This window comes from Glaciihabitans tibetensis (assembly GCF_003003265.1).
Classification (GTDB): domain Bacteria; phylum Actinomycetota; class Actinomycetes; order Actinomycetales; family Microbacteriaceae; genus Glaciihabitans; species Glaciihabitans tibetensis.
The window spans coordinates 20,729-40,670 of sequence record NZ_PVTL01000004.1 but is presented as its reverse complement, the minus strand read 5'-3'; the positions used below and the strand labels follow the sequence as shown (position 1 = coordinate 40,670).

Annotated in this window: 22 protein-coding genes; 13 read left to right on the top strand and 9 right to left on the bottom strand. The window is 64.0% G+C overall.

Annotated elements, in window-relative coordinates:
- Positions 1–34: 34 nt before the first annotated feature.
- Positions 35–1,303 (top strand): DUF3500 domain-containing protein, encoded by a 1,269-nt coding sequence (locus B0I08_RS08275; RefSeq protein ID WP_219905636.1) that lies wholly within the window; start codon positions 35–37, stop codon positions 1,301–1,303.
- Between the two features lie 132 nt (positions 1,304–1,435).
- Positions 1,436–1,921: a hypothetical protein gene (locus tag B0I08_RS08270; protein ID WP_106211734.1), complete on the top strand. Its 486-nt coding sequence runs from the start codon at positions 1,436–1,438 to the stop codon at positions 1,919–1,921.
- On the opposite strand, the gene B0I08_RS08265 is transcribed toward B0I08_RS08270, so the two are convergent.
- Complete coding sequence (locus B0I08_RS08265) at positions 1,871–2,530, bottom strand: dihydrofolate reductase family protein (protein WP_106211732.1); 660 nt, start codon at positions 2,528–2,530, stop codon at positions 1,871–1,873. The genes B0I08_RS08270 and B0I08_RS08265 overlap by 51 nt on opposite strands.
- 69 nt (positions 2,531–2,599) lie before the next feature.
- Here B0I08_RS08265 and B0I08_RS08260 point away from each other — a divergent pair, with 69 nt between their 5' ends.
- The 3 genes from B0I08_RS08260 to B0I08_RS08250 all read left to right on the top strand — a co-directional run bounded on the left by B0I08_RS08260 (position 2,600) and on the right by B0I08_RS08250 (position 5,504).
- Positions 2,600–3,094, top strand: a complete 495-nt coding sequence (locus tag B0I08_RS08260; protein ID WP_106211730.1) for a WapI family immunity protein — start codon at positions 2,600–2,602, stop codon at positions 3,092–3,094.
- A gap of 101 nt (positions 3,095–3,195) precedes the next feature.
- Positions 3,196–3,738 (top strand): PadR family transcriptional regulator, encoded by a 543-nt coding sequence (locus B0I08_RS08255; RefSeq protein WP_106211728.1) that lies wholly within the window; start codon positions 3,196–3,198, stop codon positions 3,736–3,738.
- On the top strand, positions 3,735–5,504 hold the full coding sequence (locus tag B0I08_RS08250) for an ABC1 kinase family protein (RefSeq protein ID WP_106211726.1): 1,770 nt from the start codon (positions 3,735–3,737) through the stop codon (positions 5,502–5,504). The genes B0I08_RS08255 and B0I08_RS08250 overlap by 4 nt, the downstream gene beginning before the upstream one ends.
- 14 nt (positions 5,505–5,518) lie before the next feature.
- On the opposite strand, the gene B0I08_RS08245 is transcribed toward B0I08_RS08250, so the two are convergent.
- The gene (locus B0I08_RS08245) at positions 5,519–6,409 is read right to left on the bottom strand and encodes an NAD-dependent epimerase/dehydratase family protein (RefSeq protein ID WP_106211724.1); all 891 of its coding nucleotides are present in this window, start codon (positions 6,407–6,409) and stop codon (positions 5,519–5,521) included.
- A 193-nt stretch (positions 6,410–6,602) separates the two neighbouring features.
- On the opposite strand from B0I08_RS08245, the gene B0I08_RS08240 reads away from it, so the two are divergent.
- Both B0I08_RS08240 and B0I08_RS08235 read left to right on the top strand, forming a co-directional pair.
- Positions 6,603–6,947: a TfoX/Sxy family protein gene (locus B0I08_RS08240; protein ID WP_245884708.1), complete on the top strand. Its 345-nt coding sequence runs from the start codon at positions 6,603–6,605 to the stop codon at positions 6,945–6,947.
- Positions 6,948–7,059: 112 nt separating this feature from the next.
- Entirely contained in the window at positions 7,060–8,928 is a 1,869-nt protein-coding gene (locus tag B0I08_RS08235) for an alkyl/aryl-sulfatase (protein WP_106211722.1), read from the top strand.
- A 76-nt stretch (positions 8,929–9,004) separates the two neighbouring features.
- Here the strand turns inward: B0I08_RS08235 and B0I08_RS08230 are convergent, their stop codons facing one another.
- On the bottom strand, positions 9,005–9,580 hold the full coding sequence (locus B0I08_RS08230; protein ID WP_106211720.1) for a TetR/AcrR family transcriptional regulator: 576 nt from the start codon (positions 9,578–9,580) through the stop codon (positions 9,005–9,007).
- Between the two features lie 114 nt (positions 9,581–9,694).
- Positions 9,695–10,669: a DMT family transporter gene (locus B0I08_RS08225; protein WP_106211718.1), complete on the bottom strand. Its 975-nt coding sequence runs from the start codon at positions 10,667–10,669 to the stop codon at positions 9,695–9,697.
- 33 nt (positions 10,670–10,702) lie between these two features.
- Here B0I08_RS08225 and B0I08_RS08220 point away from each other — a divergent pair, with 33 nt between their 5' ends.
- Together B0I08_RS08220 and B0I08_RS08215 are read left to right on the top strand one after the other, a co-directional pair.
- Positions 10,703–11,335 (top strand): TetR/AcrR family transcriptional regulator, encoded by a 633-nt coding sequence (locus tag B0I08_RS08220; protein WP_106211716.1) that lies wholly within the window; start codon positions 10,703–10,705, stop codon positions 11,333–11,335.
- 69 nt (positions 11,336–11,404) lie between these two features.
- The gene (locus tag B0I08_RS08215) at positions 11,405–11,887 is read left to right on the top strand and encodes a DUF1801 domain-containing protein (RefSeq protein WP_106212264.1); all 483 of its coding nucleotides are present in this window, start codon (positions 11,405–11,407) and stop codon (positions 11,885–11,887) included.
- Here the strand turns inward: B0I08_RS08215 and B0I08_RS08210 are convergent.
- From B0I08_RS08210 to B0I08_RS08200, 3 genes are all read right to left on the bottom strand, one after another.
- Positions 11,853–12,185 carry a hypothetical protein gene (locus B0I08_RS08210; RefSeq protein WP_106211714.1) on the bottom strand — a complete coding sequence of 111 codons (333 nt, stop codon included), beginning with the start codon at positions 12,183–12,185 and terminating at the stop codon, positions 11,853–11,855. The two genes, B0I08_RS08215 and B0I08_RS08210, sit on opposite strands and share 35 nt — an antisense overlap.
- Before the next feature lie 185 nt (positions 12,186–12,370).
- Positions 12,371–13,363, bottom strand: a complete 993-nt coding sequence (locus B0I08_RS08205; RefSeq protein ID WP_146134364.1) for a permease prefix domain 1-containing protein — start codon at positions 13,361–13,363, stop codon at positions 12,371–12,373.
- Positions 13,364–13,380: 17 nt separating this feature from the next.
- Complete coding sequence (locus B0I08_RS08200) at positions 13,381–13,707, bottom strand: PadR family transcriptional regulator (RefSeq protein WP_106212262.1); 327 nt, start codon at positions 13,705–13,707, stop codon at positions 13,381–13,383.
- Between the two features lie 127 nt (positions 13,708–13,834).
- Between B0I08_RS08200 and glsA the strand changes: the two genes are divergently transcribed.
- The 3 genes from glsA to B0I08_RS08185 all read left to right on the top strand — a co-directional run bounded on the left by glsA (position 13,835) and on the right by B0I08_RS08185 (position 17,614).
- Positions 13,835–14,863, top strand: coding sequence for a glutaminase A (glsA, locus tag B0I08_RS08195; protein WP_106211710.1), 1,029 nt, complete (start codon positions 13,835–13,837; stop codon positions 14,861–14,863).
- Positions 14,860–16,503, top strand: a complete 1,644-nt coding sequence (locus tag B0I08_RS08190) for an MFS transporter (RefSeq protein WP_245884707.1) — start codon at positions 14,860–14,862, stop codon at positions 16,501–16,503. The genes glsA and B0I08_RS08190 overlap by 4 nt, the downstream gene beginning before the upstream one ends.
- Before the next feature lie 67 nt (positions 16,504–16,570).
- Complete coding sequence (locus B0I08_RS08185) at positions 16,571–17,614, top strand: YhgE/Pip domain-containing protein (protein WP_106211707.1); 1,044 nt, start codon at positions 16,571–16,573, stop codon at positions 17,612–17,614.
- A gap of 31 nt (positions 17,615–17,645) precedes the next feature.
- On the opposite strand, the gene B0I08_RS08180 is transcribed toward B0I08_RS08185, so the two are convergent.
- Positions 17,646–18,203, bottom strand: a complete 558-nt coding sequence (locus B0I08_RS08180; RefSeq protein WP_106211705.1) for a dihydrofolate reductase family protein — start codon at positions 18,201–18,203, stop codon at positions 17,646–17,648.
- A 248-nt stretch (positions 18,204–18,451) separates the two neighbouring features.
- Between B0I08_RS08180 and B0I08_RS18295 the strand changes: the two genes are divergently transcribed.
- Positions 18,452–19,426 (top strand): competence protein CoiA family protein, encoded by a 975-nt coding sequence (locus tag B0I08_RS18295; RefSeq protein WP_146134363.1) that lies wholly within the window; start codon positions 18,452–18,454, stop codon positions 19,424–19,426.
- Here the strand turns inward: B0I08_RS18295 and B0I08_RS08170 are convergent.
- Positions 19,328–19,891, bottom strand: a complete 564-nt coding sequence (locus B0I08_RS08170) for a hypothetical protein (RefSeq protein ID WP_146134362.1) — start codon at positions 19,889–19,891, stop codon at positions 19,328–19,330. The two genes, B0I08_RS18295 and B0I08_RS08170, sit on opposite strands and share 99 nt — an antisense overlap.
- Between the last annotated feature and the right edge of the window lie 51 nt (positions 19,892–19,942).

Sequence of the window (19,942 nt, the reverse complement as noted above, 5' to 3'; positions counted from 1 at the left end):
GGAAGCGCATAGGAAGCGCGCCTACGGTCAGCGCATGATGAAAAACACGGACACAAACAAGCGCCCGCGGCGAACGAAGATTCTGTGGGGAACGAGCATGTTCCTCATTGGCAGCCTTGTACTGGCTGGATGCGCGACAGGCTCCACCGAGGCATCCTCATCGACATCAGGAACGTCTTCGTCGACCGACGGCTCCACAGTCGCGTCGGCGTCGCAGGAAGTCACGAGCTCGACAGCCGGTACGACTGCGGAGACCATCGCGAACACGACGGCCGCGATCGAAGCATTCCTTGCGACGCTATCGGACGAGCAGGTCGAAGCGGTCACCTACGACTACGACGACGAAACGAAGTCGACCTCGTGGTCGAACTTTCCGGTCACCTTCGTCGAGCGTGCCGGCCTGAACATCGCCGACCTCACCGAAGAGCAGCAGGTCGCGGCCATGCAGGTGCTTGAGGCGCTGCTCAGCGACGAAGGTTACGAGACCGTCTCCAACATCATCGGCGGAGACCAGTACCTGCTTGAGAACAGCTCCAGCACCGAAGCCTCCCTGGGCCAGTACTACCTTGCGATCTTCGGGGACGCGTCTGACACCAGCGCCTATGAGGTGCAGTTCGGTGGTCACCACCTCGGCATCAACGCGACGCTCGACGCAACTGCCGATGCGATCACCTTCGCACCCACGCACCTCGGCACCCAGCCGGAGGTCTACACGACCGCGGACGGCGCTGAGGTGGAGACGTTCGGCACGATCTACGAGACCGCGTTCGCGTTCTACGACAGCCTGACCGACGAGCAAAAGGCAGCGCTGTATCAGGGCGAGGAAGTCGCCGCGATGGTCTGTGCACCCGGCGGCAGCTGTGACTACCCGACTGGAACCGGCCTGTCTGGCGCCGACCTCACGGACGAGCAGAAGCAACTGCTGCTCGACGTGATCGCCAACTGGGTCGGGCTTGCCGACGAGGAGACGACCGCTGCCGCCCTCGCCGAGATCGAAGCCACACTCGATGAGACCTACATCAACTGGTCGGGCGCCACCGTCTACGACATGACCCAGGGGGACGGCATCTACTTTCAGATCTCCGGCCCGAACGCCTACATCGAGTTCGCCAGCCAGCAGGGCTCCGCGGGCGCAGATGTCGACGGCGTGGTCACCTCCGGCTGGGGTCACGTGCACACGATCTACCGCGACCCGAGCAACGATTATGCGAACAGCGTCGAGCAGGCAGAGTCAACCGGAATGGGCGGCGGTGCCGGAGGCGGCGGCGCGGCCCCGGGCGGCACCCCGCCATCCGACGGCTAGCCGGATCTGGAACTAGAGCGGCTCCGAGGCGATCACCCCTTAATGCGGGGGTGGTCGCCTCAATAAAGCCGAACCTCGGGGGAGGCAAGCCGAACCCCGGGTCAGGACCCGCTCAACGCTATCCTCGACACCATGACGCAAGCCGGTCCCAGCAAGTACGCAACTGAGATTGTGCGGGTGTTCCCGGACTATGCGGGATCAGTTATCTGGTTCATCGACCCGGTGCCCTACGCCGAGAGTCAGTTCTCCGCCGGATTGGCTGCGCGCCTGGTCTCCTGGGAAGGCCAGTACTACGCTTCCCTCGACGACGACTTGCGATGGAGATCACTAGACACTCTGCACACGTTCAGTGCGGAGGGTTTGGAGCTCGCGCGTGAGGTATCCGGCGAAATTGGTCCGGAGTTTCTTGTGGAGTATCGGTCGAGTGAGGACTCCGGCGCTGTTGCACAGCTTCGCAGCGAAACCCCGGCATCCAACCCCGCCGCCCGGGCGGCGTTCAGGACGCGAGCGGCACGCGAACGCGAGGAGTGGGCTGCGCTGCAGTCGGCAAGAACCAGAGCAGCCAAACTAGGAGTCAGTCCGGCGCGTGAAAACCAGGTGGACAACTCCGGATGGTGACGGGGTCGCCTCGATGGCAAAGCGTTGTTCGAGTCCTTCGAGTCCGTCCCAGAGCCGTTCGCCCCGGCCGAGGAGGATTGGCACGAGGACGATGTGCAGGTGATCGATGAGGTCGGCTTCGAGGAATTCGCGAATGGTCTGAGCCCCGCCGCCGATCCGGATGTCGAGGCCGCCAGCCAACGCGCGGGCCTGCTCAAGCGCGGAGGCGGGGTCGGCATCAACGAAGTGGAAGGTTGTACCGCCGTCCATCTCGAGCACCGGCCGAGCATGGTGGGTCAGTACTACGACAGGGGAGTGGAAGACGGGGTTGTCGCCCCACCACCCTTCCCACTCCTCATCCTCCCACGGACCACGTTGAGGGCCGAACTTGTTGCGGCCCATGATCTCCGCACCGATCCCCGGCCCCCAGGCGCTCGCAAACGCCTCGTCGACGCCGAATGATCCCGGTGAGTCATCGCCGAGGCCCATCCCGCGGAAGGTGCGCGTCTCGATCGCCCACTCCATGAGCCGCATGCCCGCGTGGCCGAACGGAGCGTCGAGTTGCTGGCCCTCACCGGTTCCGAAGCCGTCGAGGGAGATTGAGAAGTTATGCACGCGGACGAGGGACATGTCTTCTCCTTAGTGCTTGTCTTTCGCACTCACTTTATGGAGTGACGCGAGCGATGGGAAGATCTTGGAATGGAACTTAACGACGTCGCCGGGGCACCGCGCATCACTCTTCGCCCGGTGGGCTACGAGTTCGAATCCGCGACGGGCGACGCCTGGGATGACAACTGGCTTGTCATCGCCGGTGAGGTCATCTCGGGAGAAACACAGTGGTCGTTCTCGCACCCCTCGTTGGTTGTCGATGAGGCGATTGAGATCGCCGAGTGGCTCGAGCGGGTGGCGCGTCGGCTGGAGCGGCCAACCGACGAGGAACGGAGCGAGGGCGTCGACCCGACTCTGGCTTTCACCGAGCCAAATCTTGCGTTCAGCGTGCGGAGCTACGGCGAAGACACCGTCGTCGTTCGCGTGCATCTCTCACAGGAGGCGCGGCCCGCGGAGCTGCCAGCGCCGACATCCGCCCACATCGCAGGCGACGCCTTCTGGATCGAGATGCGAATCAAATTGACGGATGCCGCCAGCGCAGCTGCCCAGTGGCGGACGGAACTCGCTTTGTTTCCACGACGCTGAGGCACCAGGAGGAGCCAGGAAATTTCACACCCGAAGCTCAGCATCGCTCTATATCGTTGGGTATCGTTATGTATCGTTCGATTTGTGAATAGGAGATCATCATGGCTAGTTCTTCCTCAACAGGCGGGTTCGGTTCGGGCCCCAATTTCGACAGCGTGTGGCAGGCAATGGAGCAGCTTCGCTCGACGTTCGACAAGCGTGTCGGCACGCGTGCGGGCAAGGGTGAAGTGCGGGCGGCCGTGCTCGCGTTGCTTGCGGAGCAGCCGATGCACGGCTACCAGATCATCCGCGAGATTGAAGAGCGCAGCGGCGGAAGCTGGAAGCCCAGCGCGGGTTCCGTCTACCCGACGCTGCAGTTGCTCTCCGACGAGGGCCTCATCACCGCCGAAGAGTCCAACGGGCGCAAGAGCTATTCCCTGACCGACGCCGGGCGTGCTGTCGCCGGTGCCGAAAAGGGCTCGCCCTGGGACTCGACCCAGTCGGATGCCGGCAGCCGCCACACAGCTCTGCCAAAGGCGGGCGTTGAACTCGCCCAGGCGACGGCGCAGCTGAACCGCACCGGAACCCCGGAGCAAGTGCAGCAGGCCGTAGCGGTTCTCGACGACGCACGTCGCCGGATTTACTCGATCCTCGCGCAGGAATGACGGAAGTAACGTCGACTCCTCGAGATCGACGGGGTTCAGTGCCCTTTGCTGGAGCCGGGCGCGCCCGCTACCGCCGCATCCTGCGATTCGCCGCGTGGTATCTCGCGGTGACCTGGTGGTTTGAGCTCTTCCTCCCGCGCATCGGTTTGAGCAGGGTGGCCGAGCGCACCCGGTCCGCACGGATGCGGCGGTTCGCGCGCGCCTTTCACTCGCTCGCGCTGGACCTCGGCGGCCTGATGATCAAGGTCGGTCAGTACCTGTCATCACGCCTCGACGTGTTGCCTCCCGAGATCACGAAGGAGCTTGAGGGCCTGCAGGACGAGGTGCCGCCGGTTCCGTTCGCGGCAATCCGTGCTCTCGCCGAGGCAGAACTGGGTATGTCGCTCGATAGGATCTTTGCGGATGTCGCGGAGCAACCGATCGCGGCTGCATCCCTCGGGCAGGCCCACCGGGCGACGCTCGGGGCGAGTGACGCTGCAGACACCGGCATGAGCAAAGTGGTGATGAAGGTGCAGCGCCCGGACATCGACCTGATCGTCGACGTCGACCTTGCGGCGCTACGAAAAGTCGCCGGGTGGCTCAGCCACGTGCGCCTGGTGTCCGACCGGGCCGACGCGCCCGCACTCATCGAGGAGTTCGCATTGACGAGCCTCGAGGAGATCGACTACCTCAACGAGGCAGCCAACTCGGTTCGTTTCGCCGAAGAGTTCGCCGACGACGACCGGGTGAGCGTGCCCGGCGTGGTCTGGGAGCGCACCACGCGTCGAGTGCTCACGCTTGAAGACGTGACGGCGATCAAGATCACCGACGTGGATGGCCTGATCGCAGCCGGCATCGACCCCGCGGATGTCGCTCCGGTCTTTGCGGAAGTCATGTTCGACCAGCTGTTCACCAACGGCTTCTTCCACGCCGACCCGCACCCGGGCAACATCTTCGTGACACCGAGCGTCGGCGCAGGCGAAGGCCAAGGGGTAGGCGAAGGCACCGGCACGGGCGCAGACAAAGCGGGGCAGCGCTCATGGACGCTCACTTTCATCGACTTCGGAATGATGGGCGAGGTCCCGGCGACGACCCGCAGCGGTCTGCGGAAGCTTCTGATCGCGGCAGCGTCACGGGACGGCAAGGCCCTGGTCAACGCGATGCGTGACCTTGGGGTTTTGGTGCCGACGGTCGACACGGCCGAACTCGAACGGGCGACGACAGAAACCTTTGCCCGCTTCGGCGGCATGGGCTTCGCGGAGCTGCGCGAAATCGATCCGCGTGAGTTCCGCGAGTTCGGGCTGCAATTCGGCGAACTGGTGCGCTCCCTGCCATTCCAGCTCCCGGAGAACTTCCTGCTCGTCCTCCGAGCGATGACGCTCACCTCGGGCGTGGCCAGCGCGCTCGATCCCTCGTTCAACCTGTGGAACTCGGTCGAGCCCTACGCCGCCCAGATCATTCGCGATGAGCGCGGCAACGTAGTACAAGACGTCGCCCGCCAAGCCGCCGACGCCGCCCGCGTCGCGGTGCGCCTGCCGAACAGAGTCGATGAACTCATCACCCGTTTTGAGGACGGCACCCTTGCGGTGACCAGCCCCCGCCTCGAAAAGCAGGTCGCACGGCTCGACCGCGTGGCCCGGCGGATCGTCTCGGCACTTCTGTTCGGTGCGCTGCTGATCGCCGGGGCCATTCTGCGGCCGGATGATGAGTTATTCGGCACGGTGCTGATGGTCGCGTCTGCCGCTCCGCTGCTGCACGCGCTTTTTGTGGGTGGTCGAGGCCGCTGAGCTACTCCGCTGAGCTACTCCGCTGTGGTAAGCCTGCGCCCGTCGGTGCCGAGGTAGTCGGACCACGACCGGGTGGGGTTGAACCCGAGAAGACGTCGTGCCTTCGCGATGGAAATGCCCGAGGCATCCACTCGATCAAGATCGCGCAGTTCGATCTGCTCGCCATAAAAGCGGTGGAGGATCTCGGCGAAATCGTGACCACCGGCGTTGTCGGGGGAGGCGATGTAGAACATCTCGTGCCCGGGCAGGTCGGATTCGGTGGCAAGAACAATGGCGTCGGCGAGGTCGTAGACGTCGATGTAGCTCCACAGGTTTCCGCTCAGGTTTGCGGGGTCGCGCACCTGCTTGCCGAGGTTCTCTTCGTAGTTGTCCTCGTTGTGCACGTTGCTCGGCCGGAGCGTGATGGCGCGAATGTCGGAACGCCGCACTGCCGCATCCATCAGCTGCTCGCCGAACAGCTTGGAGAGGGCGTACGGGTCCTGGGGGAGCACCGGATGCTGCTCGTCGACGGGCGCATAGTCCGGGAGGAACGGGCGCTCGGGGAAGAAGTTGCCGACGACGCTCTCGCTCGAGATGTAGACGAATCGCTTCACCCCGAACCGCACCGCGGCTTCGATCAGGTTGAACGTCGACATCAGGTTCGTCTGGAACACCACGTGCGGCGGGTTGCCGGTTGGCTGGGGGATCGCGGCGATGTGCACCACGGCATCGGCGCCGGCCACAACAGCGTAGGCGGAACCCGCGTCGGTGAGATCCGCCATCTGGTACCGCCCGGGAACAACAACCCCGGCATCGAACACCGGACGCACGAGGTCGACACCCAAAACGTCATGCCCAGCATCGACCAGCGCCTGCGTCGCGGCTCGGCCCACCTTGCCGCGAGATCCGGTAACAACAACTTTCACGATAGAGCTCCATTCATCAGGCGGCAGTACCGTCCAGCCTAGGGGCGGGCGGATGGGCTTCGCCTGATGATGAGCGGATGCCACGGGCCAACCTGACCGTCGACTGCGGACATCCCCATACCGAATCGCAGGCGCGGTCGGCAGAATCGATCGGACAAGCACTCACCGTGTTATTTCGCTGAGGAGAAGATCCGTGACCGAGCATTCCCACGTCTCTCGCGATGCCCTCGCGCAACGGATCCGAGCGGCACTCGCGTCGCGTGACAGCGTGCGCGAAGTGCCCATGTTCGGAGGTCTGTCATTCATGGTGGATGATCGCCTGGCTGTGGCGGCCGGTCGCGAGGGTGACCTGCTCGTGCACATCGACCCGACCCCGTACGACGCCCTACTTCGGGAGGGCGGAGCGCCCGCGTTTATGGGCGAGGACCGGCCTATGGGGCACGGCTGGTTGAGCGTGCCAGTCGAGGCGATTCGGGATGATGCGAGACTCGCCTACTGGGTCGAGGTAGGCATCGGCTCCCGCCTGACCTCGGGTTGAGCCACAAGCCGGCGGCAGATCGGCGGATACCGCGGGCTCACGCCCTAGCGTCGCGTGTGAGGTTGCACCAGTGTGGAAGGCGGGGCCGACCTACGACTGGAGCGCACCGCCAATGCAGCACAATCCCGCAACCCCGTCCATCACCGCCCAGCACGACGAGGCTAAGCAGCGGCTTCCCTTCGCGGACACCCGAGACTTCGACGATGTGGAACGCGGATACATCGCCGAGTTGACGCCCAATATCGTCAGAAACCCCGAGGGCAACGTCGTCTGGGACAACGACAGCTACGGCTTCCTCAAGGAGGACGCACCCGCGACCGTGCACCCGAGTCTGTGGCGGCAATCCGGCCTCGTCGCCCGCGCCGGGTTGTTTGAGGTGGTCGAGGGCATCTACCAGGTGCGCGGGCTCGACCTGTCGAACGTGACGTTCATCGAAGGCGACACCGGGATCATCGTGATCGATCCGCTCATATCGTCGGAGACGGCTGCGGCGGCGCTGGCGCTGTACCGGGCCAACCGGGGAGACCGCACCGTCGTGGCCGTGATCTACAGTCACTCGCATGCTGATCACTTTGGCGGCGTCTTCGGCGTCACGACGCAGGCAGATGTCGACGCCGGTGTTGTGCAGATCGTGGCGCCTGAGGGGTTTGTCGAGCACGCAATCTCTGAAAATGTGTACGTCGGAACCGCGATGAGTCGGCGCGCTGGCTACATGTACGGCGCGGCGCTCGAGCGTGGGCCCGAGGGTGCCGTCGGCGCAGGATTGGGCCAGACCACCTCGACCGGAACCGTGGGCATGATCGCGCCCACGCTCTTCGTTGCAACAACGGGGGAGACACACACCATCGACGGGGTGGAGATCGAGTTTCAGATGGCGCCCGGAACCGAGGCGCCGTCCGAGATGCACTTCTACTTTCCGCAGCGACGTGCATTGTGCATGGCCGAAAACGCCACCCACAATCTGCACAACCTGCTCACCCTCCGCGGTGCCGTGGTGCGCGATCCCCACGTCTGGGCCCAATACCTCACCGAGGCAATTGCCCGCTTCGGGGGCCGTGCCGACGTCGTCTTCGCCTCCCACCATTGGCCGACCTGGGGCAGGGAAAATCTTGTCGAATTCCTCTCGCTCCAGCGAGACCTGTACGCCTACCTTCACGACCAGACACTGCGCCTCATCAACCTCGGCTACACGGGAGTCGAGGCCGCGGAGTACTTTCGGCTGCCTCCGGCGCTCGAGAACGCGTGGCACACTCGCGGCTACTACGGGTCTGTCAACCACAATGTCAAAGCGATCGTGCAGCGCTATCTGGGGTGGTTTGACGGCAATCCCGCGCGTCTGTGGCCGCACCCGCCTGTGGAACTAGCAGGGCGCTACGTGGCCGCGATCGGAGGGATCGACCGCGTCGTCGAGATAGCGCAGGCAGCCTACGACGACGGCGACTTTCGCTGGGCGGCGACCCTACTCGATCACGCGGTGTTCGCCGACGAGACGCATTCCGCCGCTCGGGCGCTGCTCGCCGACACGTTCGAGCAGCTTGCCTACGGCGCAGAGAACGGCACCTGGCGAAACTTCTTCCTTTCGGGTGCGACCGAACTGCGCTCAGGAAATTTCGGTACCCCGACTACGGTGAACGCGCCCTCGATTCTCCTGCAGCTCTCCCCGGAGATGCTCTTCGACGCGATCGCCATCAAAGTCGACGGCTCGAAGGCCTGGGATCTTGATCTCAGGCTGGCGATCACGCTGACCGATCTGAACCGCACCTTTAGGTTGACGCTCCGCAACGCAGTGCTCGTCTACCTGGAGAACGGCTCCGGCGACGTTGACCTCTCACTCACGCTGACGAAACCGCGACTCCTCGGTCTTCTCGGGGGCGACACTACCTCGGCGGGTATCGAGTCCGACGGTGACCTCGGGGTGCTCGAGAAGCTTGTATCGGTGCTGGATCAGGGCGATGCAGCGTTCGCGATCGTGACTCCGTGACGCGCGCGTGGTGGTAGAAAAAAATGCCCGCGTCGCTCTCGATCGCACGCGCCGTCTCGAGGTGATGGGATCAGCTCTACGCAGCGAGCGCGCCCGAGACGAGCAGCTGGGCCAGGTGGCGCGGGGTGTAGTTCGGGTCGTTACCGGCTCCGATGCAGAGGTTTCCGACGCCCTTCAGGAGGCTGTAGGCACTGATGCGCTCGTCGGTGTCTTCGATGGCCGCGTCGAGAAGCGTCTCGCAGACCGGAAGAAGCCGGGCGACGAAGTAGGTGTGAAGCGCGTCAAAGCCGGCGGCGTCATTTTGTAGCGCCCCCGCCAGGCCGTGCTTGGTCACGAGAAAGTCCACAAACAGGTCGACCCATGCCAGCAGGGCGATCCGCGGCGACGACGAGTCGGCGAGCAGCGCCGGGCCAGCCTCGGCACACGCCTCGACCTGGTGCCGGTACACCGCTACAACGAGATCCGACCTCGTAGGGAAGTGCCGGTAAATCGTCCCCGTTCCCACACCGGCCCTGGCCGCGATCTCCCGCACGGGCGCGTCGACCCCGGACGTGACAAACACGGCAGCGGCTGCATCGAGCAGCGACTGCTCGTTGCGGCGGGCATCAACGCGTTTGGTCCTGGGGGTCTCGGGCGACGTCGGCTCGCTCACGGGTGCCTCTTCTCTCGGGGACCTTGATCAACGGAAACGCGTTCCGTACGTTCGCGGAACAATGTTCCGCTTCATATTCTCGCAGAGCGGGCGGACAAACAGAAATGGAACTGGTCAGTTACCTCTGCCATCATCCACACTGGCCACCGCCATGCTCGCGGGCGCGGACGTGCGCTCGGGCGGCGCCGTGCGTCCCGGTGCGATGACGAGAGCGATCGCGGCCGCCCCGAGCGCGAGCCCCGCGAAGGTCGCCGGAGTGAACGGCTCCCCAAACATGATCGCGCCGATTACGGCGGTCGTTGGTGCGACCAGATACAGCAGCGCGTTGAGGGCGGTAATGCCGAGTCGGCGCAGCAGGTACCAGTAGAGCGCGTACGCGATGAGCGTCGGCACCACCGCGATCAGCACGGTCGAGAACCAGAACGACGCGGTCGCCGGCGGCACGAGCGACCCGGTCGCGGTGGCAAGGATCGTCACCGCGACCAATGTGACCGCGGCGTGGGTCGCGAGGGTCGCGAACACGCTGAGGCGGGCGGAGGTGCGTCGCTCGAGGAACGTCGCGGTGACCAAGCTGGCGAGGGACACGAGCGGAAGCAGGTAGGTGGCACTCGGCGACACTGCCGCCGAGGCATCCGTCACCACAATCAGGGCAACGCCCACCGCACCGAGCGCGAGTCCCACCCACTGCAGCGCGCGCACCCGCAGACCGAGCAGCGGACCCACAAGCGTCGCCACCACCAGCGGCTGGATCGCGTCGATGAGGGCAGTGGTTCCCGACGAGACCCCAGCCCCGACCGCCAGATAAATGGGAAGGATGTAGCCGAACTGGGCGAAGAGACCGATGGTGAGATGGGGGCGGATGTCTCGCCAGCGAGGCATCGCCAGCGTGCGGCTCCGCAGCCTGAGCAGAAGCATCGCGAGCAGCAGAATCCCCGCGACGAGGAAGTAACGCCACGCCAGCACGGTCAGCGCCGGCGCCGTATCGGTGCCGATCTTCGCGATGATGAAGCCGGAGCTCCAACTGAGTACGAACGCGGCGGAAGCTCCGACGAGGAGGAGGCGGTTCGGTATACCGATCTGTGTACTCATTCACATTACTATACAGACCTGTATAGTGATGCCATGACCGCAGACCTGCTTCCGGAGGCAATTCCGCACTACACGCCCGGTGCCGAACGGCTGCTCGCCGCCGCGTCCGAGCTGTTTTATCGCGAGGGCATCCATGCCGTCGGCGTCGACACCATCGCGGCGGCAGCCGGCGTGACCAAAAAGACCCTGTACGACCGGTTCGGATCCAAGGAGGCGCTTGCGGTCGCGTATCTCCGCGGGCGTGACGCACGCTGGCGTGTGTACTTCGATCGGGAGCTCGCGCAGCAGCCCGAGGGAAGCATCGACCGCATCCTGGCGGTCTTCGACATCTCGGCTCAGTGGTCACGTGAGAACGGCGAAAAAGGGTGCTCGGCAATCAATGCCCGCGCGGAGACGAGTGACGCGGCGGATCCCGTCGCCGTCGAGGCAACCCGGCAGAAGGTCTGGTTGCGCGGCGTGTTCGAGCAGCTGTGCCGCGATGCAGCGATTGCGGACGCCGAGCCGGTCGCGAACAGCCTGATGCTGCTCTACGAAGGCGGACTCGTCACGACGGGCATGGGCACCTTCGCCGATCCGTTCGCCGTCGGGCGCCAGGCCGCAGCGCTCATTCTTGCGGGTGCCGAACGGTCAGGAATCGAGAAGCGGCAGCCGATTCCCTCGCGTTAGGGTCGGAAGATCACCGACGAGATGATCACCGACGAGATGATCACATCACCGATCAGGAGGGATCAGCCAATGACCACCGCATCCACGCTCGATAACGGCGAGCAGGGCAGCACGTCGTCCGCACCGGAATTCTCCGTGGCCGAACGCAAGGCAATGAAGGAGCGCGCGGCCGAATTGAAGGCCCAAGCGCGCCGCGGCAGCGCTGCCGAGAAGCTCGCTGCCGAGAAGGCGGCCGTGCTGGCGAAGATCGCCGAAATGAAGGAGCCCGATCGCGTCATGGCCGAGCGCCTGAACGGCATCGTTGCGGATGCTGCGCCAGAACTTTCCCCGAAGCTCTACTACGGGCAGCCCGGCTGGGCAAAAGCGGGAAAGGTTGTGGTGTTTTTCCGGAGCGGGCTGGACGACAAGGAGCGCTACTCGACGCTGGGCTTCAGCGCTGCGGCCACGTTGGACGACGACGGCGGACTCTGGCCCACCTCGTACGCGCTCGATCACCTCACCGACAAAAGTGCTGCTGTCATCGCGGACCTGGTGAAGCGCGCCGCGAGCTGACCGGCTGCTGCTGCGACTGGCGCGTGACCGCGTTGGCCCACACCCAGACCTGCTCCGGAGTTTTGCCCGGGCGGGTGTAGCGCACGAGCGCCGCCTTGGACGTGAACTCGAGACATTCGGCTGGTGCTTGCACGGGTGTTCCGGTGAAGCGAAGCCAGACCAGCACGGGGATCGGTTCGCGCGGACGCTTGGGCGGATCGGCTCTGAAGTTGAGCTCGTCCGAACTGAGCGAATCAGCCAGCGGCACCGGGGGAGCGCCGGGGGAGTCGTTGCGCGACACTTCAGCACGTCGGGCCATGTCGTACCGCCTATTCGACATGGCCCGCGGCCGCTCGGCATGCTGCCCAGTCGGACACAACTGGAGTGGTTCGTCGATCTGTCACGCGCCCCATCGTATCGAACATACGTTCGAAGACAAACCGGCCCCGCGACATCCGTCCGTCCTGACAGCGCGCGCCGCTCGGTTGCCGCCCCGGGCCTTCCTTACACTCGAACGCCCGTGCCGGACACCTTGCTCGGTGCCCCGGTCTGGGCGCGCCTGGCCTTGAGGATGCCGTCGACTGAGTCCCAGATGAAGATACCCAGCACGACCGTCACGGTCGCGGCGGTGATCACGTCGGTCGTGCCGAACTCGGTCGGGGTCCAGTTGAGGCTGCTGAAGAACTCGGGGTTCCAGATGCGTTGCTCGAGTGCCAGCCAGATGAGGGGGATCGCTCCGGCGAGGCCGAGCAGAACGTTGATTCCGGCGGCGAGCCAGGACCAGCCGCGTCGCCACACCCAGATCGCGAATGCCGCGTCGAGTGCGAGTATGACCAGGAGGTACGGCCACCAGAACGACCATTCGGCGGGCGCGAGCACCGGCACTCGCTCGCCCTGCAGTACCGAGAATGACCAGAATTGCTGGCCGAGCAGCAGCGCCGCGAGGATGCCGATCCATACCAGCTCCGCGGCGAGGTCGCCGGCGGTGCGCCGGTCGTGCGCGTACTCGGGTAGCTGGTCGGGAGTCCACTGGGCTTGCCAGTTCGGGTGGCGCGGGTTCTCGGTGCGTTCGAGAATCACGAAGACGAGGGTGACCCAGAACGCAATCTGGATGCTGACGCCGAACGCGGTGGTGATGAGGCCGGCGATCACGGTGCCGATGACCTCACCGGTGGCCACGAGCACAAGAGCGTGAGCGACGGCGGCGATGGGAGTAATAAGAGCGAGCAGAAACCTCAGCAGCCGCCACCAGGAGGGAAAGGACTCTGGGCCAATCAGGTGCTGCGGCCGGTTAGTCACGCCGGCGGCGAACCGGTCGGGGTCGCCCAGCTCGCGCAGCGCGAGGTCTTCGGCCTCACCCTGGGTTGCTCCGCTGCCGACGTGAGCGTCGACGAGGTCGGCGATGGACGAGCGTAGTTCTTTGTCTAGATCTGCACGCTGCGGCTCGGGGATATGGCGAAGCACGGTGAATACGTAGCGGTCGGTCAGGGAAGGCATCATTGGTTCCTTGCAGCTCAGGCGATCTGTGTGATCGCTCGGTCGAGGCGCGCCCAGTCGACGCGCAGTGTCTCGGCGAGCTCTTCGCCCGCGGGTGTGGTGCGGTAAAACTTGCGCGGTCGCGACTCCGACGTGTCCCACTCACTGAGGAGGAGGCCCTGCGATTCGAGGCGCCGCAGCAGTGGGTACAGGGTGTTGGCCTCCACCAGAATGTCGGCCTGGGTAAGCGTCTCGAGCAGCGCGTAGCCGTAGCTTGCGCGACGCAGCACGAGCAGGCACGCCAGCACGACGGTGCCGCGGCGCAGTTCCTGCAGGTGACTCGACGACTCTGTTTCAGCGACCATGTGCAACACCATAGTGTGCGTCACACAGTATTGCAACGGGTCACGCGGCCATATATGCCCGGCGGGCCGAAGAACAGGCGTTGCGGGTCTCTGACTAGTCGTCAATAGTGTGCCTCGGAGGTGACGCATGGATGTTGACGTAGACGGGGTCGACCAGACGGTCTCGACGGGTGCGTTGGCAAGCTGGGAGGCAGTCGACGCGCACGTGGCATCCGCTTTCCGCCGCAATCGCGATCACGCGGAGGGCTCGGTTGCTGACTACATCCCGATTCTTGCCGCCGCCGATCCCGAGCTCTTTGGGGTGTGTGCGGTGGATGTCGGCGGAGGGGTGCACACCGCCGGTGACACCGAACACGAGTTCTCCATCCAGTCGATTTCGAAAGCCTTCGTTTATGCGTTGGTGTGCGACCGCTTCGGACACGAGGTCGTGCGTGAACGCGTCGGGGTCAACAACACCGGCCTCGCCTTCAATTCGGTGGTCGCGATCGAGCTCAACGAGGGCCACCCCATGAACCCGATGGTCAACGCGGGCGCGATTGCCACAACGGCCCTCATGCCCGGGTCAACCGCGGATGCGCAGTGGGTTGCGGTTCAGGATGGGCTGTCGCGATTTGCCGGTCGGCCGCTCGAGCTCAATCAGCTGGTGTACCAGTCGGAAGCTGCCACCAACCAACGCAATCGCGCGATCGCGGGTCTCCTCGAGAGCTACGGTCGCGTTGAACTCGACCCGCTCGAAGTGGTTGACGTCTACACGAAGCAGTGCGCTCTCAATGTCAGCGCACACGACCTTGCCGTGATGGGCGCCACGCTCGCCGACGGCGGGATGAACCCCGTCACCGGCGAGCAGGTCGTGTCGCCCGAGGTGTGCCGCGACACCCTCGCGGTGATGGCGGCCAACGGACTCTATGAGCGGTCTGGCGAGTGGCTGTTCGAGATCGGACTGCCCGGCAAGAGCGGCGTTTCCGGCGGCATCGTCACCATCGCGCCCGGCAAAGCAGGAATTGGCGTTTTTTCGCCCCGACTCGATTCGGCCGGAAACAGCGTCCGGGGCCAGCGAGCGACCGCTTACCTCTCGCGGGCCCTCGGTCTCAACATTTTCGCGTCAGAAGCACATCGCGTCACAAGCGCACCAGCCGAGCACGAGGAGAGACGATGACCGTTCAGCGGGATGAAACGCGACCCGGTTCCGCCGAAGCGACTACTTCGTGGGTACCCATGGTGGGACTATTTCTCGCGCAGATTCTGATGTCGTTCAATGTGGCCTCGCTGCCGGTATCGCTTGGCGGCATGGTCGAGGACTTCGGGGTGCCGCCCACGAGCGTCAGCACCGCCATCGTTACCTATGGTCTCGTCGTCGCCGCACTCGTCATGGTCGGTGCCAAGCTCGGGCAGCGAGTCGGCTGGATCGTGATGTTCCGCTTTGTTGTCGCCCTCTTCGCTGTGTCTGCGCTGATGATGATCCTCTCTCCCACGGTGGGCTGGGTGATTACCGCGCAGGCTTTCGCCGGGGCATCCGCTGCCATCATCGTGCCGTCGCTCGTCGCCCTGATTGCCGAGAACTACCGCGGCACCCAGCAGGCCACGGCCATCGGTTCGCTCGGATCTGCGCGGGCGCTCTCCGGCGTGAGTGCCTTCCTCATCGGCGGCACGCTGGGTACCCTCGTCGGCTGGCGACCGGTGTTCGGCATCGTGCTGGCACTGGCTGTCGCGGTGTTCGTCTTCAGCTTCCGGCTGCGCTCCGACAGGGGCGACTCCTCCGTGAAAATCGACCTGGTCGCCGCCGTTTTCATCGGGGCCGGAATCGTATCGCTGACGCTCGGCTTCAACAACCTCAACAACTGGGGAGTGCTGGAAGCTACCCCTTCCGCGCCGTTCGACGTGCTCGGACTCTCGCCAGCACCGGTGCTGATCGTGCTGGGAGTGGTGCTCGGGCAGGCTTTTATCGTATGGACTCGCCGCCGTACCCGGGCGGGGAAAGTACCCCTGGTCAGCCTCGCGGTGTTGGGATCCTCACGCGAACGAGCCGCGGTGTACGCCATGTTGATTGTGGTGTCGCTCGAGGCAGCGCTGAACTTCACCGTTCCGCTGTACATTCAGATCGTGCAGGGGCGTACCCCCTTCGATACCTCGCTGGCCATGATGCCGTTCAATCTGACGGTGTTTGTCACGGCAACCCTGGTGGTGCGGCTGTACAAGCGGTTTCCTCCGCGTACGATCGGCGTATTCGGCTTCGGGCTCACCACGGTGGCACTCGCTTGGTTGGCCTTCGTGGTTACCAACAACTGGGAGACGCTGCCCACGATCCTCGGGCTGTTTCTGTTCGGAGTCGGTCAGGGCGCTCTCGTTACGCTCGTCTTCAACGTGCTCGTCACGGCCGCGCCGAAGGAGCTGGCGGGCGACGTCGGCTCGGTGCGAGGCACAACCCAAAATCTTGCCTCGGCCGTGGGCACGGCGGTTAGCGGCGCCCTTCTGGTGACCATCCTCAGCTTCAATGTCGGACAGGCGGTGGTGAACAACGTCGAACTGCCGCCCGCTCTCGTCGATCAGGTAGATCTGGAGAGCGTGAACTTTGTGAGCAACGACCAGCTGCGCGAGGTGCTGTCAGAAACGGATGCGTCGGATGCCCAAGTCGCGGCCGCCGTTGCGGTGAACGTCGCAGCCCGGCTGTCGGCGCTCAAGCTCGGGCTTCTGGTCATGGCGGCGGTCAGCGCGCTGGCTATCCTGCCCGCAAGCAATCTGCCTAAGTACAGGCCGCACGAGATCCCCGACCCGTCTCCGGCCACGAGCGCACGCTAAGCCAGAAGTGCTGTTTCACCAATCTGGTCTCTTGTGACCTTTCGTGAAGACTGAAGGATTCGAAGCCATGAATGCTCCCACGTCCTGGTCCCGCATCATTGCGATCGGATTGACCCTCGCGGCCGTCGTCGGGCTGGCGGTTCTCGCTTTCTCCTGGCCCAGCTTCACGAGCCAGGCGAAGAACCTTCCGGTGGCTGTCAGCGGCCCAGAGGATGTGGTCGACGGTCTCGCCTCAGAGATCGAAAGGGCTTCTCCGGGCGTGTTCAACTTCGTGCCCGTAGACGGTCGGCAGGCCGCAATCACGGCAATCAGAGACCGAGACGTGTACGGCGCCATCGTTGTCGATCAGGACCCAGAGGTACTCATAGCGTCCGCCGCGGGGGCCCTCCCAACCCAGATCCTCGTGTCCATAGCGCAGAGACAGGCCGCGACCGTCACCGATATCGTGCCCTTCGCAGCGAGCGACCCGCGCGGTGTCGGACTCACGACCGCAGCCTTCCCGCTTATTCTCGGCGGGATGCTGGGAGGCATAGGTATCTCCATCCTCGTCACTGGCGCCGGGCGGCGCCTGATCGCGCTGGCCGTCTACTCGGTCTCGGCCGGTCTTGTTCTGGCCGGAATCCTGCAAATCCTGTTCGGAGCACTCCAGGGTAGCTACCTGGTCAACGCCGCGGCCATCACCCTCGCACTCCTTGCAATCGGCGCGGTGATCGTCGGGTTCAGCTCCATCGTCGGACGCCCGGGAATCGCCATCGGACCCGTGCTCTTCCTGCTCATCGCGAATCCGATCTCTTCGGCGAACGCGCCGGTCGAATCACTTATCGAGCCCTGGGGTGTGATCGGCCAGCTCTTCCCTCCCGGAGCAACGGCCACCCTCCTCCGCGATCTCTCGTACTTCCCTGCCGCGAATGCGACCGCTTTGTGGCTCACCCTCGCTCTGTGGGCAACGCCCGGAGTCGCGATGGGGCTGGTAGCACTCGCGCGCGGCGATGCACCAGCAAACGCTGATACATCAGCAAGCGCTGATGCACCAGCAAACGCTGATGCTCCCCGCGCACGCCGCTCCGTGACTGACGAACCGAGACACCGAGGCTCCAGACCACGACCCTGATGCGACAGCTTCGTGCCATGTCTCTCGTTCGTTACCCGCGCACGACGTCATAGATTAGCCGTGCGAACTGGCCGTGGGCCTCGGCGGAGACGAGCCGCAGCCGGTCGGACTCGACGCGGCGCGGAAACACCGGAGCCCCGCCGTCGAGTGCCACCGGTGCGACAGAAAGTGCGATGGTGTCGAGCGCCCCGGCATCGTAGAACTGGCCGGCCAGGTCACCGCCGCCCACGACCCAGATGTCACCGTCACCTGCGGCCGCGCGGATTGCGGGCAGCGCGCTGGCGACATCCCCCTGCATAAAACGGATGTCCACGCCCGCGGGCACCGGAAGATCACGGGTAGTGAAGACGAAAGTAGGCCGGTCGGCGTGAAACTCGTGCCACTTCTCGGGATGGTTCAGGATGTCGAACTCGTTCAACATCCACTCGTAGGTGGTTGATCCCTCGACGAGGACGGTCGCGCCCTCGGGAAAGAGGCCGTCGTCGGGATGGTCGCCGCCATCGACGGCAAACAGCCAGGCGAGTGAGTTGTTGGTGTCTGCGATCCACCCATTTATCGTGGTCGCGCTGTCAAAAAGTATGCGTCCCATAGCGGGATCGTATCCACGGCGACCGACACCGTCGACCCGTCCCGCGTAGCGGTGACCTGCCACTCGGATGCCCTTCGGGCGATCGCTCAGTCGTGACGGCGGTGAGGGTCGGGAATAGCGAGAAGATCGTAGCCCGCTCTGCCCCCGAGAGACGCGTGTAACGTTCGTTGCGACATTACTTTGCAGTTTCCGCGATCTGTGGAGCGGGCAACTGGACATTGGGCAGGAATGGACGACTCGCACCTGCCATGATCGAGTCCATGGTGGACGCATCGAATCTTGCAGAGTCGATACCTGAACTAGGTCATGCGGCCCCGCGAAGATACAAAGGCCGACACGTGGACGATCTCGCGCTGTTGCAGGGCGGCGAGGGTGCGTTTGTGTGGGCCAGACGTCGCGATACAGGAGACCTCTGGTACCTCGATGAGGACACTGGAAAGGCCAATCGCCCGTTTGTTCGGGAACACCTCGTTTGCCCGGTCCCCGGATGCGCCGAGAGATTGACGAGCGCTCACCGCTCAACGAAACGGGACGGTTTGCAACATTTTTCGGGTGGGGGTGGACACTCGCTCGAGTCCATATTTCATTCGCAAGGGTGCGCGCTTATCGAGAGCTGGCTTAAGAAGGCGTACCCGGACTATCGCGTCCGCCGCGAGGAGTACACCAATGAAGCGGGAGAGCGGCGGGCGGACGTGCTCATTACAAACCGTGACGGGTTGAAAGTCGCGTTTGAGGTCCAGTACAGCTCAATCACGCCGGACGATTGGCGGGCAAGACACGAGTCATATCGAGCTCAAGAAATATTGGACGTCTGGTTGTTTGGCCACACGAAGAACCACTTAGATCTCGACACTCACACAGGCAGACTGAAGCCCAACCCGACACATCAGGCGGTTGTCGCGACCAAATCACCTCTATTTTTTTTGAACCCGGAATATGAAATCGTCGGATTCGCGGTCAGTGAGGACTACGAGTACGACGCCTTCACAGACCGGCTGACCCGCGACCCTGTTCACGTCCTCGACCGGCCCCGGGACGCCGCTTTACAGGTCCGCCCATTGGGAAGCTTCCATGTTTCTCGATTGGAAGGATTCAGTAGCGATTTGCTTCGGATACTTCACAACTCAACCACTGAACTTAGGCGATTCAATTGGAATCAGCACTTCAGGGCAGCCGAGCTTCGAAGCCACTGGCAGATCCTCGCAGAGCAAAAGCGTCTCTGACGCGAAGCGGACGAGAAGCCGATTCGAGAAGCGACACATCGGGAACGGGAAGCTCGTCACCGCGAGCGGGTCGAACGCTGCCAGCAACAGATACTTGCCATCCGAGCGCTTCTCGCTGGGTCGCAACATTGGGTCGATAACGGCGCGTTCCAGTTCATATGGGAGTACCTCGACGCCAGAACCGTCGATCGCATCCAGCCGAATCGTGAAGTCGACACGGAGGGCGTTCTGATTCGGTGGCAGTGCGTGATCTATTTTGACCTGATCGCTGGTCAAAACCGGCCTTTCAACACCAGAGAAGCTTTCAACGCAGTCATCGCACGTGAAGTAAACATGGGTGATCCGAATGCGTTGAAAATGATTGCCCGCTATCTTTCCAAGCTGGAACGGGACCATGTCCTCCAAAGGCTTCCCGGGAATCAGACGCACCCGGTATTCAAACCGACCGTGAAGGGTGCCTGGCATTAGAACTGCTGAATGATCGACTGCTAGGACAAGTTAGTTTGCGAGATTTCG